This window comes from Gorillibacterium terrae, from assembly GCF_051594785.1.
In the GTDB taxonomy this organism is placed as follows: domain Bacteria; phylum Bacillota; class Bacilli; order Paenibacillales; family NBRC-103111; genus Gorillibacterium.
Genome location: NZ_JBPPGI010000001.1, coordinates 1,698,905 through 1,718,299 on the forward strand (window position 1 = coordinate 1,698,905; position 19,395 = coordinate 1,718,299).

A 19,395-nucleotide genomic window follows, 5' to 3' on the forward strand; every position below is an offset into this window, starting at 1 on the left:
CCTATCAACGGATATATGGCCAGAGCAAGGAGACGGAACAAGCATGGACGAGCAGGAGAAACCGACAGCGGCCGTCATCACCCAGGTGGAGCAGCAGAAGAAGAACCGCAGCCGCTACAATCTCTATCTGGACGGGGAGTACGCCCTGTCCGTTCACGAAGACCTTCTCATCCAATACCGGTTGCTGAAGGGCGAGACGGTAGACAAGCTTCAGTTGGAGGAAATCCTGCGGGCCGACGAGAAGCATCGCGCTTATCTGGATGCGATCCGCTTCATCAGCGTCCGGGCCCGATCCGAGGCGGAGGTCCGCAAGAAGCTGGTCACCCGCGGCTATGAGCCGGAGCTGATTGCCGGGGTCCTTCGCCAGTTGGGCGAGCAGGGCTATCTGAACGACCGCGACTTCGCCGAGCTGTGGACGAAGGAGCGAATCACCTTGCAGAAGAAGGGACGCAAATGGGTGGAGCAGGAGCTCCGCCAGAAGGGCATCGAGAAGAAGCTGGTGGCCGACGCCATCTCCAAGATCGACCCGGACGAGGAGAAGGAGCAGGCCCTGGCCATTGCCGTCAAGCGCTGGAAGCAGATGAGCGGAGATCCCGCTGACAAGAAACGTAAGCTTTACGCCTTTTTGGCTCGCCGAGGCTATCCGCCGCACCTCACCTCCGATGTCGTTAAGGAAGTAACTGCCAGCGAACCCGCAGGAGAGGAATGGGAATGGGAATATTAGGGGGGAACCTCCGTTTCATCTGTCGGGAAACTTGACAAGAATCTGAACAAAAAGCTAAAATATTGATAACTCTTTATAACAAGAGGGAGATTCGCAAAGTAAAATCGCCAATTTTTACTTTTATCATTAATTCCGCGAATCGCAAGCGCCGAATCGGCCGATTCGGCACACACCCCTGATATTTGTGCATTGCCTGAAAATGGAATGGGTTGAAAACCAAACAAATCCCAAGCTAGTCTGTAGGGGAGTAGCGAGGAGGTGAAACAGGATGACCATGCCCGTATGGGCAGCGGCATTGATCGCCATCTTCGTTGGCCTAATTGGCGCTGGGATTGGATATTTTATCCGGAAGTCTCTTGCTGAAGCGAAAATTTCGAGTGCCGAGCATGCGGCCGAATTGATTGTCGAACAGGCGAAAAAGGACGCCGACGCCTTGAAAAAGGAAACGGTGCTGGAAGCCAAGGACGAAATTCACAAACTTCGTACCGAAGCCGAAAAAGAAATTCGCGAACGTCGGAACGAAACCGCCCGTCAGGAGCGGCGTTTGCTGCAAAAAGAGGAGTCGCTGGATAAAAAACACGAATCTCTGGAACGCAAAGAAGAACTTATGGCCAACAAAGAGAAGCGGATCGATGAAACGCAAGCTCAAATCGATCAGCTCTTGAAGAGTCAGGTTGCCGAGCTGGAACGGATTTCCGGACTGACGATGGAAGATGCCAAGAACATCATTCTGACGAACGTTGAACAGGAAATCCGCCACGAAACGGCCCAGATGATTAAAGAGATTGAAACTCAGGCCAAGGAAGAGGCAGACAAGAAGGCACGGGAGATCATCTCCCTCGCCATTCAGCGCTGCGCGGCCGATCACGTGGCGGAAACCACGGTATCGGTTGTCACCTTGCCCAATGAAGAAATGAAAGGCCGGATTATCGGTCGGGAAGGGCGCAATATCCGGGCACTGGAAACATTGACCGGGATTGACCTGATCATCGACGATACGCCGGAGGCGGTCATTCTGTCCGGCTTCGATCCGATTCGCCGCGAAGTTGCCCGGAATGCTCTCGAAAAGCTCGTTGCCGACGGCCGGATTCATCCTGCCCGCATCGAGGAAATGGTCGAGAAGTCCCGCAGAGAAGTGGACGAACGGATTCGCGAGTACGGAGAGCAGGCTACCTTCGAGGTGGGCGTGCACGGACTCCATCCGGATCTGATCAAGATTTTGGGCCGGCTCCGGTTCCGTACCAGCTACGGCCAGAACGTGCTCAAGCACTCCATGGAAGTTGCCTACTTGGCAGGACTTATGGCAGGAGAACTCGGGGAAGACGTGACTTTGGCGAAACGTTCCGGTCTTCTGCACGATATCGGCAAAGCGCTTGACCATGAAGTGGAAGGCTCGCATGTGGAAATCGGCGTGGAAATCGCCCGCAAGTACCGCGAGCATCCGGTCGTGATCAACAGCATTGCCTCCCACCATGGAGACACGGAAGCGACATCGGTCATCGCGATGCTCGTGGGAGCGGCGGATGCTTTGTCCGCAGCGCGCCCGGGAGCACGCCGGGAAACGCTGGAGACGTACATCAAGCGGCTGGAACGACTGGAAGACATCTCCGAATCCTTCGAAGGCGTCGAGAAGTCGTATGCGATTCAAGCTGGCCGCGAGATTCGCGTTATGGTACAGCCGGAGAAAATCGACGATACGGAAGCATTCCGTTTGGCTCGGGACATCACGAAGAAAATCGAGAACGAACTCGATTATCCGGGACATATCAAGGTTACCGTCATTCGGGAAACCCGTGCCGTGGAATACGCCAAATAAGCCAAGTCTCAAGAAAAGTGGCCGACCTTCGGCCACTTTTTCCCTTTCAGGGAAAGCTAATCGGCGACAGAACAAGCACAGGAAGGGGCAGGAGCGAGTGAGAATTTTATTTATCGGCGATGTAGTCGGCTCGGTGGGCCGGGAAGCCCTGCGCAAGCGGCTGCCCGGGCTGAAGGGTAAGCATCGTCCGGATTTTATTGTCGTCAACGGCGAGAACGCCGCACACGGCCGCGGCATAACGCGGCCTATCGTCACCAGCTTCTTCGAATGGGGCATTCATGGGATTACCATGGGCAACCATACCTGGGATCAGCGCGAGATCTATGAGTTCATCGAGGACGAGCCGAGGCTGATCCGGCCGGCCAACTTTCCCGACAATAACCCCGGCGCAGGCTGGGCCCTGCTGAAGGCAGGCGGCAAGGAGATGGCGATCATCAGCTTGCAGGGGCGGACCTTCCTGCCGCCCAGCGATTGTCCGTTCCGCAAGGTCGACGAGATTTTGGAGCGGCTGGAAAACCGGCGGATTCCGATCCTGGTCGATTTCCATGCCGAAGCCACCTCGGAGAAGATCGCCATGGGCTGGTATCTCGACGGGCGGGTCTCCGCCATCGTCGGCACGCATACGCATGTCCAGAGTCATGACGAGCGGGTCCTTCCGGACGGAACGGCCTATGTGACCGACGTAGGCATGACCGGTCCGCTGAACGGCGTGCTCGGAATGGAGAAGGAAGCCGTCTTGAACAAATTCCTAAGCGGCATGCCGGCCCGGTTCGTCGTGGATGAAGGCAAGTGGCAGCTGAACGGCGTTCTGATCGAGACGGACGAGAATACCCGCTTGGCCAAGTCGATTCAATTGATCCGGATGGACGAAGACCGCACCATCATCGAATAGGGCATATGGCCCGCTACGAAGGAGTCTCCGCGAGGGGACTCTTTGTCTTAAAGGGGTTTCGGCGGATAGTCTTGAATCGACGGATTTGTCTGTATAGGGGAATTAGCGCGCGTTCGGGCTGGCATGAATGGTCTTTTCGGCGAATAGGATGGATATTGGAAGCCATTCATCATTCCTGAGGAGGTACCTTTCATGGAAGTATTGAAAGTTTCAGCTAAATCCAACCCGAACTCCGTGGCCGGTGCACTCGCCGGTGTACTCCGGGAGCGCGGGGCCGCTGAACTGCAAGCAATAGGAGCCGGTGCACTCAACCAGGCCATCAAGGCGGTTGCCATTGCCCGGGGCTTTGTTGCTCCGAGCGGAGTGGACCTGATTTGCATCCCGGCTTTTACCGATATTGTCATCGACGGCGAAGATCGCACCGCCATCAAGCTCATTGTCGAGCCGCGTTGAATCATCTCGCAGGTGAAAAGAGGACGGGTCCTGTTTACTTTCGGGTAAACGGGATTTTCGTGCGTTCGGCGGGCTTGTCCGATCGGAGCTTCTTATCGGCACGGATGGCATTTTTTATTCTCTTGTCTTGAAAGCGATTAACACTCAATAAACAATCTCATTTTGATATCGTTTCCATCGAATAAAGCTATGCCTTTCCCAGGCCGATTTCCTTGCCTTTTGTGAAATTTTCTCATAAGCTTTGAGTAGATAATGTGACAAAGATGTTAACAATTAAAATTATTCTTCACAAACTTGCAGGATCATTCAAAGGGGATGGACGATCTGTGAAAAGGGAGTTGTCTTGGAAGATCGGCGGACAGCAAGGTGAAGGCGTAGAAAGCACGGACCGGATTTTTTCAACGGCATTGAATCGTCTCGGCTATTATTTGTATGGATACCGGCATTTTTCCTCCCGCATTAAAGGCGGACACACGAACAACAAAATCCGCATCAGCGTTGACCCGATCCGAGCCATTTCGGATGAACTCGACATTCTGGTGGCGTTTGACCAAGAGAGCATTGATTTGAACGCCGGAGAGCTGATCGAGGAAGGAGTGATCGTCGCCGATGCGAAGTTCGATCCGGTTCGTCCGGAGGGCTCGACGGCTCGGTTGTTCTCCGTCCCGATCACACAGCTGGCCGAAGAGCTGGGAACCTCTCTGATGAAGAATATGGTGGCGACAGGCGCGTCTTGGGCGCTGCTCGGCTTGCCCCTCGAGATTTTGAACAAGGCGGTGGCAGAGGAATTCAGCCGCAAGGGCGAGACGGTGGTAGCCAAGAACGTGGAGGCGGTTCGCCGCGGAGCCGACTATGTGCTTCAGCTTGCCGGAGGTCCGTTGGAAATGTTCCGGTTGGCGCCGGCCGACGGCAAACAAAAGCTGTTCATGATCGGCAACGATGCGATCGGGCTCGGAGCCGTAGCCGCCGGATGCCGGTTCATGTCGGCCTATCCGATCACCCCGGCCTCGGAGATCATGGAATACCTGATCAAAGTGCTGCCGAAGTTCGGCGGTACCGTCATTCAGACCGAAGATGAAATCGCAGCCATTACCATGGCAATCGGAGCCAATTACGGCGGAGCGCGGACGTTGACCGCTTCGGCCGGTCCCGGGCTGTCGCTGATGATGGAGGCCATCGGTCTCGCCGGAATGACCGAGACGCCGGTGGTCATCGTCGATACCCAGCGCGGCGGACCCTCGACGGGGCTCCCGACCAAGCAAGAGCAGAGCGACATTAACGCGATGATCTATGGTACGCATGGGGAAATCCCCAAGATCGTGATCGCGCCGAGCACCGTGGAAGAATGCTTCTATGACACGGTGGAAGCCTTTAACCTCGCCGAGATCTACCAATGCCCGGTCATTCTGGTGACCGATCTGCAGCTCAGCCTCGGCAAGCAATCGGCGGAGCCGTTCGACTTCAAGCGGGTCCAGATCGAACGCGGCAAGCTGGCGGACGAGATCGAACCGCGCGAGGACGGCAGCCTGTTCAAGCGGTACGAGCTGGCCGAAGACGGCATCTCTCCCCGATCCCTGCCGGGACAGAAGAACGGCATCCATCACGTAACCGGCGTGGAGCACAGCGAAGACGGCCGCCCTTCGGAGAGCGCCGCCAATCGGCAGAAGATGATGAACAAGCGCTTGTCCAAGCTGACCAAGCTGAAGATGACCGACCCGATCCGGGCCGATGCGCTCCATGAGCAGCCGGATCTGTTGCTGATCGGCATGGGCTCCACAGGCGGCACAATCGACGAAGCAAGGCGCCGGCTGTTCGCGGAAGGCATTACCTCCAACCATGTAACGATCCGGCTCCTGCATCCCTTCCCGGCGGAAGAGCTGCGGCCGCATCTGGCTCGCTGCAAGCGGATTGTCGTGGTAGAGAACAATGCGACGGCCCAACTGGCGAACCTGATCAAGATGCACCTGCCCGAGTATGCAGGGCTGCTTCACAGCGAATTGAAGTACAACGGCAACCCGTTCATGCCTTCCGAAATCTATAACGCCTGCAAGGAGATGTTCGCATGGCAACCTTAAAGGATTTCCGAAACAATGTGAAGCCGAATTGGTGCCCGGGCTGCGGCGATTTCTCGGTGCAGGTCGCGATTCAAAAAGCCGCGGCGAATGTAGGCCTCGAGCCGGAAAACCTGGCCATCGTGTCCGGGATCGGCTGCTCGGGACGCATCTCCGGCTACGTCAACGCCTATGGGTTCCACGGGGTTCACGGACGGTCGCTGCCGATCGCCCAGGGACTCAAGATGGCCAACCGCGATCTGACGGTCATCGCCTCCGGCGGCGACGGCGACGGCTTCGCCATCGGCATGGGGCACACGGTTCATGCCATTCGCCGGAACATCGACATCACCTACATCGTCATGGACAATCAGATTTACGGACTGACCAAGGGGCAAACCTCGCCCCGCAGCGCGGCCGGCTTCAAGACGAAGAGCACTCCCCAAGGCTCGGTGGAGCAGGCGTTGTCGCCGCTGGAGATCGCGCTGGCGTCCGGAGCGACCTTCGTGGCGCAGTCCTTTTCCAGCAACATCAAGCAGTTGACGGAGCTGATCGAGACCGCCATCCGGCATAAGGGCTTCTCGCTGGTGAATGTGTTCAGCCCTTGCGTGACCTTCAACAAGGTGAACACGTACGACTGGTTCAAGGAGAACTTGAAGGATGTGGAGACCATCGAGGGCTACGATCCTTCGAACCGGGTCCTCGCCATGACGGCCCTGATGGAATCGGAGGGACTGCTGACCGGATTGATCTATCAGAACAAGGCCCGTCAGAGCTATGAGGAGCTGGTGCCGGGTTTCCACCAGGAGCCGCTTGCGCATCAGGAGCTTTCCCTCAATGAAAGCCAATTCGATCAATTGGTGGCCGAGTTCCGCTAAGAGCTGATCCAGAAAAAGCGCCGAAAGAAGCGGGTTTTCCGAAAATGCGTGAAAAAATGACAGGTGTGTGATGCATCTGTCTTTTCTTTTGGGTAAAAAGGAGTACAATATAAAGGGGCTTTTTACGGGCTGCCAGTCCATCGCCCCTCAACATGTCTTCCCACTACGAGCAGGCGGCGGCAGCGGTCGTCCGCGTTGCTTTGGAAACCTAAGGAGTGAAGAGAAATGAAACAAGTTCCCGTAGGCGTATCCGCACGTCATATTCATGTAACGCAACAAGACCTGGAAACGCTGTTCGGCCCGGGCGCCGAGCTGCATGTCATGAAGGATCTTTCCCAACCCGGCCAATTTGCCGCCGAAGAACAGGTAGCGGTCATCGGCCCGAAGGGCAAGTTTGAGAAGGTCCGCATCCTCGGTCCGGTCCGCAAGGCCACCCAACTGGAAATCTCCCGTACCGACTCCTTCGCCATCGGCGTCAAAGCGCCGGTTCGCGAATCGGGCGACATTGCCGGAACCCCCGGGATCAAGATCGTCGGACCCGCCGGCGAAGTAGAACTGACCGAAGGCGCGATCGTAGCGGCCCGCCACATCCACTTCCATACGAGCGATGCCGAAAAGTGGGGCATTCAGGACAAGCAGCTCCTGACCGTTCGCGTAAACACCGAGCGTCCGCTGGTGTTTGAGAACGTCATTGCCCGCGTATCGGACAGCTTCGCGCTCGATTTCCATATCGACACCGACGAAGCCAACGCAGCGGGAGCCAAGACGGGCGATTTGGCCGAAATCATCGGCTAATCGGTCTGGGCCGGTTGTACAAAGGAATAAACCTGCTAGGCAGCCGCTTTTCCCTTTTGGCGAAAAGCGGCTTTTTGCTGCAGTTATTCCCGTTTTTCGCCATCCGTTGCGTGGAACCGGCGCTTGTTCTTATGGTATACTTGGATACTGGGCTGCGGCCCGCAAAGGCATGTTGAATGACCCGCCTAAATGATTTCCGAAGATAGAGGGTGTGATTTCATGAAGGACGAAAACCGCTCACCGGACTTAAAATCCGGCAAGGGCGAGCATGCGAAAGACTATTCCAAATACTTCGACTTCTCGGATGCGAAGCTGCTGTCGGAAGAAGAAGGCAAGGCTACGTACCGCATCAAAGGCCGCACGGTGCAGATCAATTCCCGTCCGGACTTCCGGGAAGGCAAGCGCCGGGGCAAGGAGTCGGTCGAGGTTCATTACGACTTTCAGGTTCCTGCGGATATGCGGGACATCGGAGCCGGGAAGCTCTATCACCTGACCACCTACGGCTGCCAGATGAACGAACACGACTCCGAGACCATGCGCGGTCTGCTGGAGCAGATGGGATACACCGCGACGGAGGATAGGCGGGAAGCCGATATCATCCTGCTGAACACCTGCGCGATCCGGGAGAACGCCGAGGACAAGGTGTTCGGCGAGCTGGGCCACCTTAAACATTTGAAGATCGAGAAACCGTCGCTCATTCTCGGCGTCTGCGGCTGCATGTCGCAGGAGGAAGCGGTGGTCGGCCGGATTATGAAAAAGCATCCGTTCGTCGACCTGATCTTCGGGACGCACAATATCCACCGGCTGCCGGAGCTTTTGCGCGAAGCGATGTTCAGCAAGGAGATGGTGATCGAGGTCTGGTCCAAGGAAGGGGACATCGTCGAGAACCTGCCCAAGAAGCGCGAAGGCATCAAAGCCTGGGTGAACATCATGTACGGCTGCGACAAGTTCTGCACGTACTGCATCGTTCCCTTCACGCGGGGCAAGGAGCGCAGCCGCCGTCCGGAGGATATTCTGGCGGAGGTCCGCGACCTCGCCCGCCAAGGGTTTCAGGAGATCATGCTGCTCGGGCAGAACGTCAACGCTTACGGCAAGGACTTTGAGGATCTCGAATATCGGTTCGGCGATCTGATGGAGGACATCCGTAAGATCGACATTCCCCGGGTGCGGTTCACCACCTCGCATCCCCGCGACTTCGACGACCATCTGATCCAGGTGCTGGCGAAGAAGGGCAACCTGATGGAGCACATTCACCTGCCGGTCCAGTCCGGCAGCTCGGAGATTCTCAAGAAGATGAGCCGGAAGTACAACCGGGAGCAGTACCTGGAGCTTGTGCGCCGAATCCGCGCCGTCATTCCCGATGTCGTGCTGACGACCGATATCATCGTCGGCTTCCCCGGCGAGACGGAGGAACAATTCGAGGAGACGCTGTCGCTCGTTCGCGAAGTCGGATTCGACAGTGCCTTCACCTTCATCTATTCGCCCCGGGAAGGGACGCCTGCGGCTTCCATGCCGGACGATATCGCCGAGGAAGACAAGAAGCGGCGGCTGCAGCGGTTGAACGAGACGTTGAACGAATTCAGCCTGAGCGGCAACGAGAAGCTGAGGGGACAGACCGTCGAGGTGCTGGTGGAGGGGGAAAGCAAGCAGAACCCGGACATTCTCGCCGCCCGTACGCGGACGAACAAACTGGTGCATTTTGCCGGACCCAAGGAGCTGATCGGCCGCCTCGTCCAGGTCCGCATCACCGAACCGCAGACTTGGCTGCTGCGCGGAGAATGGCTTCAGGAGCCGGCCCTGCGCCGCGCCTGAGGGGAGGGAGATTTAGATGGAACAGCGGATCAGCCGTGAGGAAATTCTTGCGAAGGCCCGCGAGCTTGCGACCAGCATCGCGAGCTCCGAGGAAGCGGAGTTTTTCCGCAAGGCGGAGGAGAAGATCGAGAAGAGCGAGCATGTTCAGCAATTGATTAAGGCCATTAAGAAAAAGCAAAAAGAGATCGTCGGCTTCGAGGCGCTCGGCAACGGGAGCATGGCGAAGCGGATCGAGCAGGAGATTGCCGTACTTCAGGAGGAACTCGACAACATTCCGCTCGTCCGGGAGTACCAGCAGATGCAGGTGGACATGAACGAGCTCCTGCAGTCCACGATCGGGGCGGTGAAGGATACCGTGTCGGCCAGGATTGAGCTGGAGCGCGACAAATAGAGCTTTACCCACAACAGGAAGCGGCCCGGAGGAAACATGGAACGGGCCGCTTTCTGCTGTCATTCGCCCATCATGAAAGGGGAACCCTATGATTCGTCTTCCCATGCTGCCCGAGAAGGGCCCCCGCCGCTGGAAGCCGCGGACCAGATCCCTCATCGGACTGCTTCTTGTACTGGCTGCCGGTATGCTCGGCTGGAGCCAGCTTCGGGGTTCGGCGCCGTCTAAATTGCCGGAGCCGCCCATGCCGAAAGAGTATGCATACGCGGCTTACTCGGCAGCCAATGGCGTGGAGCTTCATGCCATCCAGACAGACCCGGACAATGTCCAACTGGTGGCCATAACGAATAACGTTAACGCCGTTAACTACTATGGCGTCAATGGAGGATTCTTTTACGACAGCGCTCTGCTGAGCATTGCCGTCAATGATGGAATTCCCGTCATCGGCAAGGCGGGGGATTACGGCTCGGGTTGGATGAATGTGAAATACGCCCGGGGTACGCTGGTGTGGGACCGGACTGTCCGCCGATTCTCCGTCCAGCTGGCTTCCTCGGCGGAGGACCTGGCGGTCACCGACCGGAGCCGCTATTGGGCCCAGGGCGGGATCAGCATGCATCTGCAAGATGCCGGCTGGCATACGCTGGCCGAGGCGGAGCACATGCCCGGCATCGACGAGCTGCATATGCGGACGGGCCTGCTGTTCGACCGGGACAACCGGCTTCGTCTGGTCGTGACGAACAGCCTCTGCACCGCCGAGGAATTTCGCTCCGCCCTTCTCGAATGGAAGGGGAATGAACTTCTCGACGGGATATTTCTCGACGGAGACGGCTCCTCCCAATTGAAGATCAAGGAGATGCGTCTACCCGGAGACAGCCGCGCGGTTCGGCAGATGCTGGCGCTGATCCGTTGACTGGATCGTGATTCTCGTGTCTCTTCCTGCGGGAAGAGATTTTTTTTGCGGAGGGTGAACGATCGGGTCGTATTGTTCGTCTTAGAAGGGCTTAGAAGGAATCGAACCAGGGGGTGACGGAGTGGATACGGAAGCAAGTCTGGCGGAGCGCGCCCGCAGCGGCGATCTGACCGCTCTAGCCGAGCTGGTTCGGGCGAATTATTCCTTTTTGCACAGCTATCTGCTGAAGATTACCTTGGACCCCGAGAAAGCGGCCGATCTCACGCAGGAGACGCTGCTGCGAGCGGTGGAGAAAATCCGCCAATTTGACGGAACGGCGAAATTCTCCACCTGGCTCATCACCATTGCGACGAGGCTCGCCATCGACCACCATCGGCGCAAGAGCCGCGAATGGCGGTTTCTGCGCAGCCAAGCAAGGGAGGAGCCGGCCCGGCTCCTGCGCTGGCGGGTGGAAACGGCGGGAGCCGAATGGTCCGACTTGCTGGACGCGTTGGCCCGCATGCCGCAGGAGACCCGGCTGGCCGTTGTTCTCAAGCATTATTACGGCTATACCCAGCAAGAGATCGCCGCGATTGCAGGGGTGCCGGAAGGCACCGTGAAATCCCGGGTGCACCTCGGGCTGAAATGGCTGAGAAGGGAGCTGACCGATTATGAAAAAGACAAACGACAAAGACCGGCGAAATCCTGATCCGGCTTTGCTGAGCCCATTCCCGCCGAATGAAGCCGGGCGGCGAGCAAATGCCGAACCGGAAGGGAATGCGCCTCAGTCCGACGACGACGAACTGGTTCGGCGGCTGCAGACGGATCTGGCCTCGCTCGACGGCGTGCTGCCGATCCCCGAGCCGAGCTTGTCGGGTCTGGAGGCGGCGCTCGCCGAAGCCAAGGCATCCCTGCGTCGCCGCGAGCGCCGGGAGACGGCAGGCTTTTTCGCCGTCGCCGCGCTGATCTTGGCGTTCTTTTTTGCCATCGTCGGCTGGGCTCCGCGTCTCATTCTGCCGGTTCAAGCCGCCGGTGTAACCGTTCCGCTGCTGCTGCTCGCGCTGCGTTCGGCGAGGAGCGCCAAGGCGAAGAAGGTGAAGCCATGAGCGCCGTATTGGAGCTGCTGACCCGGCGTCTTCCGGATGGCGCGGCCTATAACGAAAGCCTGCCGGTCTGGGCTTGGCTGCTGATTGCCGCGCTGCTGCTGACACAGGGAACCTGGCTGTTTCGCGATGCGCGGAAGCGGGGGGCCTGGCATTGGTTATGGGGACTCTGGGGCTGCATCCAGTTTCCCACGCCGCTAATCGTCTACTGGCTGACGGTTCGGGGCGGAGCCAAACGTCTCATCAAGCGCAAGCCTTAGAAGCTTCCAAAGAAATCGGAACGAAAGGAAGGGGAAGATTCGATGGATAAGCTCGGATTCGACTGGAAGCTGCTGCTTCCCGTCTTTATTCTTCAATTGATCCTCATGGTCATTGCTGTGACCGATTTGATCCGCAGCGAGCCCGCTCGCATTCGCGGGTCCAAGTGGCTGTGGGCGATTGTGATCGTCCTGGGCGAAGTATTGGGCCCGGTCGTTTATTTCGTGGCCGGGAGGAGGAATGACCGATGACCGCAATCGCAACCGTCCAAAGCCTCACCAAGCGCTACGGAGCGGTGACCGCCGTGGACGGCATCAGCTTCACGCTGGAAAAGGGACGCTCCACGGCGCTGCTCGGCCCGAACGGTGCGGGGAAATCGACGACCCTGTCGATGCTTGGCGGCCTGCTTAAGCCGACCTCCGGCGACGTGCGCATGTCATCCCGCGATACGGATGACCGCCGCAGGAAGATCGGCTACCTGCCGCAGCATCCGGTGTTCTTCAACTGGATGACCGGACGGGAATACATGCGGTTCGCCGGCGAGCTGTTCGGCATGAAGGGCAAGCAGCTGGAGAGCCGGGCGAACGAGCTGCTCGCCCGGCTCGGCCTGGAGGACGCCGCCAAACGGCGGATCGGCGGCTATTCCGGCGGAATGAAGCAGCGGCTCGGGCTTGCCCAGGCGATGATCCATGAGCCGGAGCTGCTCATCCTCGACGAACCCGTGTCTGCCCTCGATCCGCTCGGCCGCCGGGAGCTGCTCGATCTCCTGCAGGAGTTGCGGCGGGAGACGAGCCTGTTGTTCTCGACCCACGTGCTTCCCGACGCCGAGGAGCTGTGCCAGGATATCCTCATCATGAACAAAGGAAAGATCGCGCTCGCAGGAGATATCGAGGACCTCCGCCTCTGGCACCGCAAGCCCTTGGTTACCATCGTCTCCGAGGAGCCGCTCGCCGGGTTTGCCAGCGCCATGGAAGGCGCTTCGTTCCTCCGTTCAATGGCATTGTCGGAGAACGGCAGGGAGCTTCGATTGGAGCTGAGAGAAGGTACGGATGCCCGGTCTCTGCTGCTTGCGGAGCTGGTCGGCCGGTCGATTCCGGTCGTGCGGTTCGAAGCGGCTTATTCGACGCTGGAAGCGTTGTTTATGGAGGTGGTGGGAGCATGAAGACCGGATGGGTCTTGTTCCGCAAAGAATGGTTGGACTTTCGCCGCAGCTACAAAGCGGTCTGGGTACCGCTCGTCTTCCTCGTGCTCGGCATCTCGCAGCCCGTTTCTTCCTATTTGCTTCCCGACTTGCTTAAATCCGCAGGCAACCTGCCGGAAGGGAGCATAATGCAGATTCCCGTACCGCAGCCGATGGAGGTGATGGCCGGTACGCTGTCCAACTTCAGCTCGGTGGGCCTGCTCGTTCTGGTGCTCGCCGCCATGTCCGCCGTTGCCGGAGAACGGACGAGCGGAGCGGCGGAGCTGGTGATGGCCAAGCCGGTGTCGGCCGCGGCTTACATCGTTTCCAAGTGGCTCGCCTATGTGCTGCTTTCCGCTGGTTCGCTGCTGCTGGGTTATCTGGGCGCCTGGTATTACACCGACCAATTGATCGGACCGGTCGATGCGGGCCGGGCATTCGCAGCCTTCGGCCTGTACGCTCTGTGGGTATCCGTCTACCTGAGCTTGACGCTTCTGCTCAGCGCCGGGCTACGCTCGGCCGCGGCTTCGGCCGCAGGCGCGCTCGGGGCGGCGGCGCTGCTCGGCATCCTTTCCGGCAGCCTGCCGAAGTGGTTCGGCTGGTCGCCGGGACGTCTTACCGCCCATGTCCGGGAGCTGCTGCTGACGGGAGCGCCGGGCGGGAGCTTCGGACTGTGTCTGGGCGTTTCCATCGGTCTCCTGTTGCTTATGACAGCGGGAGCGGTCTGGCTCTTTCGTCGTAATTCGTACACGGCTGCGAACGGATAAGCTGCCGGTTCGGGAACGGATCGGGTCACTTGCTTTCGCTTATCTCGTGTGAAAGAATAGAGACACGAGAAACGGTCCGCTTGCAGGACCGATCCTGCGGAAGAGAGGAAAACCGGCATGAACCCGAAGGATTCGCCGCAGGCCCTGACCCTCAACCGGTCCAGCGCCTGCCGTAAGCTCCTCCTGACCACCCTCTGCCTCGTGCTGCTTCTGGCCGGGTGCAAGCTCCAGAACTCCGAGGGCAAGAGCGGCAAGAGCATCCGACCCAGCCAGCTGACCATCGCCTTCAAGACCGTGCCCGACAAGGCCGTCACCGGCGAAGAGGCGGAGTTGGTCATCGACCTGACCGGCCCGATCACCTTCGACCAATCGGAGGTCTATATCGAAGTCAAGAAGCTCGTCGCCAGCGGAAGCGGCGAGCGGATCGATTTCGCGCTTGATTCCTCCCAGCCGGGACGGTTTGCGGCCAAGCATGCGTTCGCCGAAGCGGGCACCTACAAAGCCATGATCCATGTTTACAGCCCAGAGGTCCACAAAATGGACAATGCGGTTTTCTATGTGGAGGATAAGCCGCAGGCTTCGGCCTCCCAAGGCCAGTCGGCAAACACCGCCAACGGGCAAACGGCGGCCGTTTCGGCAGTTGCCGCCGCTGAACGGACGGCACTGGCGGCGCCGGTGCTACTGGGGAGCGGACAAGACGCGGCTACAAGGACCGAGATTCGCTTGGAGATGATCCAGGGCGAGGAGATCAACGACCCGGAGCCGGGCCCTTTCGAAGGACGTTCTTACATGGGCAACTGCGAGCTGTCCGCGTATCGGGACGGTCAGGAGCTGTACCGGTTTGCCCTGGCCGGCAAACAGAGCTTCCGCAAGCTCGGGAAGCCCTTCGCCATCCGCATCGCCGACTACAATGGGGACGGACAGCCCGATTTCACTATCGGCCAATGGGCCGGCAGCAATGGCAGCACCTTTGACCTGTACACCGCCGAAGCCGACGGCTTCCGCCTGCTCGAGTCCGGTATCTACACGGCAAGCCATGCGGATTCCGTGCTCTACCCGATGACGGGCAAAGCGGCCTTCGCCAATTATTATTACAGCCACGCCGACCCGGTCGGCTATTTCAAGACGGTGCGGGAGTGGCAGGCGCCCGCTTTTGCCAAGGGAGAACCGTCGATTGCTCCGGATACGGAGATCACCGCATTCGCGGAATCCAACTTAACTTAACCGGCTGAATGACTTCCGACTGATTCCTCTAACCCCCATACTCATAACAGGACCCCTCAACGGAATAGAGGGGTCCTGTTTTTGATACAGAGATCGACGTGCAGTGGGTAAGCCTGCCCTTGTCCCGGAGCCAATCGGTTCATTCCCAAAATGGCGCGCCGGTAAACAAAAACGCTTCCCCCTTTGCATACCGGCCGAATTCACGGGAAGCCGAATTTTGCACATCCGTCGACAGCCAATCGTAGGTACCGGGCAGACCCAGGAAGTGGATCATCGAGGTCAACCGCGTAGCGATAACGAAGCCTTCCAACCGGACTGCATATCCATGCACCGAATAATCAGGTGGCCTCCAGCGCTTCCGGTGAGGCTGAGGAAGGCGGCGACACGGCGAACTCGCGCTCTTTGGAGCTGCCGCGCATGAACAGCCAGACGCCTGCGAGCAGCAGCGCTCCCGCCGCTCCTTGCAGGGGACGAATCGCTTCTCCCAGGAGGAAATACGCCAAGATGGTCGAGCCCACCGGTTCGCCGACGATGGACATGGAAACCGTGGAAGGCTTCAGGTACTTCAGCAACCAGTTGAACAGGTAATGCCCGAACAAGGTCGGGATGACGGCGAGCAGCAGGAACATGCTGCAGTCTCGGCCAGAGTACCCGGTGAAGGCGGCTCCGGTACCCAGGTTGTATAGGGCCAGAACCGCGCCTCCCAGCAGAAAGACGAAATAGCTATAGACGAAAGCGGTCATCGATTCCCGCAGCTTGGAGCCGAGAAGGACGTGTACGACCACAGCGACAGTCCCAATCAGCGACAACAAATCGCCGTAAAGGCTGCGCTGCGACAGCCCAAAATCGCCCCAGCCGATTAGCACGGCACCGGCGATGGCGACCAACACGCCGATAACCGTCAGCGGGTGATTGCGGATTCGGAACGCCCAATACGAGCCCAGCATGACCAATACGGGCTCCAGGGCAACGATCGCCGTCGAGCTGGCGACCGAGGTGTAACGCAGGGAATTCATCCAGAAGAGAAAATGCAGGCCGAGCGCGAGACCCGACGAGGCGAGCAGCAGCCACGACCGGCCGTCGATGCGGCGGATTTCCCGGCGATGCCGGAACAGAAAAGGGGTCAGGATCGCGCAGGTGAGGAAGAGCCGGTACATGGCGATCACGGAAGCCGGTGCGGAGGACCAGCGGATGAAGATCGACGAGAAGGAGATGGCGATTACGCCGACCAGCATAAGCAGGCCAAACAGCCCGCTGCCGGACGAGAAGCGGCTGCGAAGGGAGGACATGGCGGCGGTTCCTTTCTGAAAGAAGAGTGTCAAAGACGGTTATTCCCCATTATACCGGACGCCGTTAGTCCGCGCATTCGAATCTTGGCTGGTCATATTTCCCGGCGTGTATTTCCCAGGCAACCGCAAAAACCGAGTCCGTTCCGGCCTTCTCGGCATTCGCGGCGAGAGGGAAAAGCGCAGTGTGACAAGAGTCTTGTTTCTTTTCGGCCGGGTTGTGGCTATAGGGAAATCAAAAACCGCCCCCCCAAACTACCGGGAAGGCGGCTTTTCGGAATGCGCCGGCCCCCGTTAGGATAGGCCCGGACCGCTGCTCTTGCGGCTTGCGGCAGGCCCGGAGGCCCAGCGGACCACGGTCGGGGCGAGGATCAGCAGGAAGCAGAGCGAGCCGACGACGCGTCCGGCGATCGAGATGTACATGATGCCCCGGAATTCCAGCCATTCGTAGAGCCGCATCCCGAGGATCGGAGCGAAGATGGCGGAGAGTTGGGACAGGGTGGTATAGAAAGCAATGGCCTTCTGCCGGGATGGAGCGGGCAGGATCTCCAATTGGCGGTTGAACAGCGCCTGCGTGTAACCGGCCGTGACGAAGGCGCCCATCAGGTCGATGACGTAGACCGCCTGCATGGAGGAGGCCCAAAACCACATGATCGGGTTGCAGGCAACGCCCATCGTCGCCAGGAAGATGGCCAAGCCGTTTCCCTTGCGGTCGGCGACCCGCAGCCACACCCGGAAGCCGATCAGCGAGCCGATGGCGGATGCGACCGTATCGATGCTGATCTCCATGTTGGTCGCGTGCAGCAGCTCCACCTTTACCTTGCTGAACACGGGCCACGCCATCATCCAGGCGAACGTAAAGATCATCGCGGCGGTGCAGAACAGATAGAAATCCCGACCCGCCTGAAACCGGAAGGTGTTGGTGAAGGCCTTGAGCCGTTCGCGGGCCGTCGCTCGGGGCGGCTCGGCTCCTTCGACTCCGATGCTAACGGCGGATGCGGCCGACGAGGAGGCGGCCAGGGCAGCATCCTCGCTCGGAATGCGGAAGCGAAGGAAATAGTAGCATTCGACGAGTCCGCAGACGGCGCCAAGCACATACGCGGTTTGGTAGCCGAGCGGGAACGAGTAATGGTCGATGTACCAGCCCGCCAGCAGCACGACGCCCATTCCGATAAAGTTGGAATAGACGTTGCGCTGCGCCACGACTTTATTGCGGTATTGGATCGGAATCAGCTCGCCCAGGATCGCCTGCCAGCTGACGGCCGATACGGTGTTGGCCGCGGTATACAGGCCGACGAGCACAATCAGCGTCCGCACCTGCTGGAAATGAAAATACGGCAGCAGCGCCATGAGCACGAACGACAGCCGGCTGGCGATCATGATCCCGGCGGCAATCCGCTTCTGGCTGCGGAAGCGGCCGATGAGCGCAGAAGCCGGCAGGGTGGCCAGAATGGTCATAAGGGCGGGAACGGAGTTCAACAGGGCATAATCCGTGTTGGTGGCTCCGAACTTGGCGGCGATCACCGCGAAGAACGGAACGGTAAAATTGACGCAGGAGGCCGAGGCGACGCCCATGCGCAGGTTGCTGGCGATGTTTTTTCGCAGATAGCGGTAGGTGAGATCCATGCTGCGTGTCTTCTCCTTTGAAAGAAAAGGCGCTTAGAAGCCGCGCCATGCTCCATTGTACCTTACCCGTTCGGCTCCATTCTTCCCCATCTATGAACAAATCGTGTCAGACGCGAGCCGCGGCCGGTGTCATTCCTTCCGGTTGTCGATCGCCTCCGACATCGTCTTGTCGGTCAGGTGGGCGTAGATCTGCGTAGTATCCGGAGAAGCGTGGCCGAGCTGCTCCTGCGTCCGGTACAGGTCATTCTGGAGATAATAATCGGTGGCAAAGGAATGCCGCAGTTTATGCACAGTCAGATAAGGCTTGCCGAAGCGTTTCGCGTATTTGATCACCATCTCCTGGATCGCTCGGCGAGTCATCCGCTTGCCCTCTTTTTGCCCGTTCGGTATGGTCAGGAAGAGGGCTTTTTCCTTCTTGGGGGCATGGTAGTGGGAGGAGCGCTGCTCCAGATAGAGCACAAGGTCCTCCAGGGCATCGCCGCGGAAGTAGACGGCCGTCTTGAAGGTGTCGTCGTTCTTGCCCTTGCGATAGACGTGGGCTGTCCGCTTTTTTACGTCCAGGTCGTCCACGTTGAGGTTCACGACCTCCGAAACGCGCAGCCCGGAGTTGAGAATCAGGCTGACGATGCAGGCGTCGCGGACCTTGTTGAGCTCATAGCTGTACAGCGCCTGCTTGTTCCCGGAGACGTCTTCTCCGAAGCCGCAACGGACATAATCGATGAATTCGAGAATCTCCGCCTCCTGCAGCAGCTTGCCTTCCAGCTTCGCCGCCGTATCCTTCGGCCGATGCGTCCGCTTGATCTCCACCTTGGCCATCACATTGCGCTTGAGCAGGGGATAGAAGTCCTCGTCTTCGGCGATCTGGCTGAGGTAATGAAACAGCGAACGAAGCGAAGAGAGCTTGCGAGAGATCGTCGTCTTCGTGTTCGCCCCGTCTTTCTTGGAGGCGAGAAACATCCGGAAATGGTCGATGGTGTCCATATGCAGCTTCTCCAGCACCTCGATGGGAATGTCCTGCATCCGGGCCGCATCCGTAATCCCTTCCGCCATCAGAAAATGAAAAAACGTTTCATAATCCCGCGTATACTCCAGTAAAGAGGAAGGAGAGAGATCGGGCAGCTTGTAGTTGATGAATTTTTCGACGTACCAGGGCATGGCGGGAATTCGCTTCTCCAATTCCTCCCGGTCATGGGCCTTGATGATGTTCATGGGTTCCCTCCTGTCCCGATGCTTGCGAACGAATCCGCGCTTTC

The 19,395-nt window shown here is 58.7% G+C and carries 21 protein-coding genes; 17 read left to right on the forward strand and 4 right to left on the reverse strand.

From position 1 onward, the window contains the following. The first annotated feature begins 43 nt into the window (after positions 1 to 43). From ACSEXS_RS07395 to ACSEXS_RS07475, 17 genes are all read left to right on the forward strand, one after another. Positions 44 to 724 carry a RecX family transcriptional regulator gene (locus ACSEXS_RS07395; protein ID WP_438432519.1) on the forward strand — a complete coding sequence of 227 codons (681 nt, stop codon included), beginning with the start codon at positions 44 to 46 and terminating at the stop codon, positions 722 to 724. 274 nt (positions 725 to 998) lie between these two features. Next, positions 999 to 2,540: a ribonuclease Y gene (gene rny / locus ACSEXS_RS07400; protein WP_438433106.1), complete on the forward strand. Its 1,542-nt coding sequence runs from the start codon at positions 999 to 1,001 to the stop codon at positions 2,538 to 2,540. A gap of 97 nt (positions 2,541 to 2,637) precedes the next feature. Beyond that, entirely contained in the window at positions 2,638 to 3,432 is a 795-nt protein-coding gene (locus ACSEXS_RS07405; RefSeq protein ID WP_438432520.1) for a TIGR00282 family metallophosphoesterase, read from the forward strand. A gap of 192 nt (positions 3,433 to 3,624) precedes the next feature. After that, complete coding sequence (locus ACSEXS_RS07410) at positions 3,625 to 3,885, forward strand: stage V sporulation protein S (protein WP_006286829.1); 261 nt, start codon at positions 3,625 to 3,627, stop codon at positions 3,883 to 3,885. A 326-nt stretch (positions 3,886 to 4,211) separates the two neighbouring features. Then, on the forward strand, positions 4,212 to 5,960 hold the full coding sequence (locus tag ACSEXS_RS07415; protein WP_438432521.1) for a 2-oxoacid:acceptor oxidoreductase subunit alpha: 1,749 nt from the start codon (positions 4,212 to 4,214) through the stop codon (positions 5,958 to 5,960). After that, positions 5,948 to 6,814 carry a 2-oxoacid:ferredoxin oxidoreductase subunit beta gene (locus tag ACSEXS_RS07420; protein WP_438432522.1) on the forward strand — a complete coding sequence of 289 codons (867 nt, stop codon included), beginning with the start codon at positions 5,948 to 5,950 and terminating at the stop codon, positions 6,812 to 6,814. Before ACSEXS_RS07415 ends, ACSEXS_RS07420 begins: the two co-directional genes overlap by 13 nt. A gap of 225 nt (positions 6,815 to 7,039) precedes the next feature. Continuing rightward, a complete protein-coding gene (gene pduL / locus ACSEXS_RS07425) occupies positions 7,040 to 7,609 on the forward strand; it encodes a phosphate propanoyltransferase (RefSeq protein ID WP_438432523.1) in 570 nt (189 codons plus the stop codon). Between the two features lie 219 nt (positions 7,610 to 7,828). Next, positions 7,829 to 9,421: a tRNA (N6-isopentenyl adenosine(37)-C2)-methylthiotransferase MiaB gene (gene miaB, locus ACSEXS_RS07430; RefSeq protein WP_438432524.1), complete on the forward strand. Its 1,593-nt coding sequence runs from the start codon at positions 7,829 to 7,831 to the stop codon at positions 9,419 to 9,421. A gap of 16 nt (positions 9,422 to 9,437) precedes the next feature. After that, complete coding sequence (locus ACSEXS_RS07435; RefSeq protein ID WP_438432525.1) at positions 9,438 to 9,812, forward strand: YlbF/YmcA family competence regulator; 375 nt, start codon at positions 9,438 to 9,440, stop codon at positions 9,810 to 9,812. A gap of 241 nt (positions 9,813 to 10,053) precedes the next feature. Beyond that, a complete protein-coding gene (locus ACSEXS_RS07440) occupies positions 10,054 to 10,719 on the forward strand; it encodes a hypothetical protein (RefSeq protein ID WP_438432526.1) in 666 nt (221 codons plus the stop codon). A 121-nt stretch (positions 10,720 to 10,840) separates the two neighbouring features. Next, the gene (gene sigY, locus ACSEXS_RS07445; RefSeq protein ID WP_438432527.1) at positions 10,841 to 11,407 is read left to right on the forward strand and encodes an RNA polymerase sigma factor SigY; all 567 of its coding nucleotides are present in this window, start codon (positions 10,841 to 10,843) and stop codon (positions 11,405 to 11,407) included. After that, positions 11,370 to 11,804, forward strand: coding sequence for a YxlC family protein (locus ACSEXS_RS07450; protein WP_438432528.1), 435 nt, complete (start codon positions 11,370 to 11,372; stop codon positions 11,802 to 11,804). Before sigY ends, ACSEXS_RS07450 begins: the two co-directional genes overlap by 38 nt. After that, positions 11,801 to 12,061: a sigmaY antisigma factor component gene (locus tag ACSEXS_RS07455; RefSeq protein ID WP_438432529.1), complete on the forward strand. Its 261-nt coding sequence runs from the start codon at positions 11,801 to 11,803 to the stop codon at positions 12,059 to 12,061. Before ACSEXS_RS07450 ends, ACSEXS_RS07455 begins: the two co-directional genes overlap by 4 nt. A gap of 42 nt (positions 12,062 to 12,103) precedes the next feature. Beyond that, positions 12,104 to 12,310: a PLD nuclease N-terminal domain-containing protein gene (locus ACSEXS_RS07460; RefSeq protein WP_438432530.1), complete on the forward strand. Its 207-nt coding sequence runs from the start codon at positions 12,104 to 12,106 to the stop codon at positions 12,308 to 12,310. Further along, complete coding sequence (locus ACSEXS_RS07465; protein ID WP_438432531.1) at positions 12,307 to 13,221, forward strand: ABC transporter ATP-binding protein; 915 nt, start codon at positions 12,307 to 12,309, stop codon at positions 13,219 to 13,221. Before ACSEXS_RS07460 ends, ACSEXS_RS07465 begins: the two co-directional genes overlap by 4 nt. Then, positions 13,218 to 14,006 (forward strand): ABC transporter permease, encoded by a 789-nt coding sequence (locus ACSEXS_RS07470; RefSeq protein ID WP_438432532.1) that lies wholly within the window; start codon positions 13,218 to 13,220, stop codon positions 14,004 to 14,006. The genes ACSEXS_RS07465 and ACSEXS_RS07470 overlap by 4 nt, the downstream gene beginning before the upstream one ends. Positions 14,007 to 14,123: 117 nt before the next feature. Beyond that, entirely contained in the window at positions 14,124 to 15,230 is a 1,107-nt protein-coding gene (locus tag ACSEXS_RS07475) for an FG-GAP repeat domain-containing protein (protein WP_438432533.1), read from the forward strand. Between the two features lie 139 nt (positions 15,231 to 15,369). Here ACSEXS_RS07475 and ACSEXS_RS07480 read toward each other — a convergent pair whose 3' ends face one another. The 4 genes from ACSEXS_RS07480 to xerS form a co-directional block, all read right to left on the reverse strand. Further along, positions 15,370 to 15,540: a hypothetical protein gene (locus tag ACSEXS_RS07480; RefSeq protein WP_438432534.1), complete on the reverse strand. Its 171-nt coding sequence runs from the start codon at positions 15,538 to 15,540 to the stop codon at positions 15,370 to 15,372. A 28-nt stretch (positions 15,541 to 15,568) separates the two neighbouring features. Continuing rightward, positions 15,569 to 16,519, reverse strand: coding sequence for a DMT family transporter (locus ACSEXS_RS07485; protein ID WP_438432535.1), 951 nt, complete (start codon positions 16,517 to 16,519; stop codon positions 15,569 to 15,571). A 291-nt stretch (positions 16,520 to 16,810) separates the two neighbouring features. Then, on the reverse strand, positions 16,811 to 18,142 hold the full coding sequence (locus ACSEXS_RS07490; protein ID WP_438432536.1) for an MFS transporter: 1,332 nt from the start codon (positions 18,140 to 18,142) through the stop codon (positions 16,811 to 16,813). Between the two features lie 129 nt (positions 18,143 to 18,271). Then, positions 18,272 to 19,351 (reverse strand): tyrosine recombinase XerS, encoded by a 1,080-nt coding sequence (xerS, locus tag ACSEXS_RS07495; RefSeq protein ID WP_438432537.1) that lies wholly within the window; start codon positions 19,349 to 19,351, stop codon positions 18,272 to 18,274. Positions 19,352 to 19,395: the final 44 nt, after the last annotated feature.

Excerpts from the sequence above, each read along its gene's own strand:
- ACSEXS_RS07395 (WP_438432519.1), top strand. The coding sequence starts at position 44 with ATGGACGAGCAGGAGAAACCGACAGCGGCCGTCATCACCCAGGTGGAG.
- rny (WP_438433106.1), top strand. The coding sequence starts at position 999 with ATGCCCGTATGGGCAGCGGCATTGATCGCCATCTTCGTTGGCCTAATT.
- ACSEXS_RS07410 (WP_006286829.1), top strand. The coding sequence starts at position 3,625 with ATGGAAGTATTGAAAGTTTCAGCTAAATCCAACCCGAACTCCGTGGCC.
- ACSEXS_RS07420 (WP_438432522.1), top strand. The coding sequence starts at position 5,948 with ATGGCAACCTTAAAGGATTTCCGAAACAATGTGAAGCCGAATTGGTGC.
- pduL (WP_438432523.1), top strand. The coding sequence starts at position 7,040 with ATGAAACAAGTTCCCGTAGGCGTATCCGCACGTCATATTCATGTAACG.
- miaB (WP_438432524.1), top strand. The coding sequence starts at position 7,829 with ATGAAGGACGAAAACCGCTCACCGGACTTAAAATCCGGCAAGGGCGAG.
- ACSEXS_RS07435 (WP_438432525.1), top strand. The coding sequence starts at position 9,438 with ATGGAACAGCGGATCAGCCGTGAGGAAATTCTTGCGAAGGCCCGCGAG.
- ACSEXS_RS07440 (WP_438432526.1), top strand. The coding sequence starts at position 10,054 with ATGCCGAAAGAGTATGCATACGCGGCTTACTCGGCAGCCAATGGCGTG.
- ACSEXS_RS07450 (WP_438432528.1), top strand. The coding sequence starts at position 11,370 with ATGAAAAAGACAAACGACAAAGACCGGCGAAATCCTGATCCGGCTTTG.
- ACSEXS_RS07455 (WP_438432529.1), top strand. The coding sequence starts at position 11,801 with ATGAGCGCCGTATTGGAGCTGCTGACCCGGCGTCTTCCGGATGGCGCG.
- ACSEXS_RS07460 (WP_438432530.1), top strand. The coding sequence starts at position 12,104 with ATGGATAAGCTCGGATTCGACTGGAAGCTGCTGCTTCCCGTCTTTATT.
- ACSEXS_RS07465 (WP_438432531.1), top strand. The coding sequence starts at position 12,307 with ATGACCGCAATCGCAACCGTCCAAAGCCTCACCAAGCGCTACGGAGCG.
- ACSEXS_RS07470 (WP_438432532.1), top strand. The coding sequence starts at position 13,218 with ATGAAGACCGGATGGGTCTTGTTCCGCAAAGAATGGTTGGACTTTCGC.
- ACSEXS_RS07475 (WP_438432533.1), top strand. The coding sequence starts at position 14,124 with ATGAACCCGAAGGATTCGCCGCAGGCCCTGACCCTCAACCGGTCCAGC.
- ACSEXS_RS07485 (WP_438432535.1), bottom strand. The coding sequence starts at position 16,519 with ATGTCCTCCCTTCGCAGCCGCTTCTCGTCCGGCAGCGGGCTGTTTGGC.
- ACSEXS_RS07490 (WP_438432536.1), bottom strand. The coding sequence starts at position 18,142 with ATGGATCTCACCTACCGCTATCTGCGAAAAAACATCGCCAGCAACCTG.
- xerS (WP_438432537.1), bottom strand. The coding sequence starts at position 19,351 with ATGAACATCATCAAGGCCCATGACCGGGAGGAATTGGAGAAGCGAATT.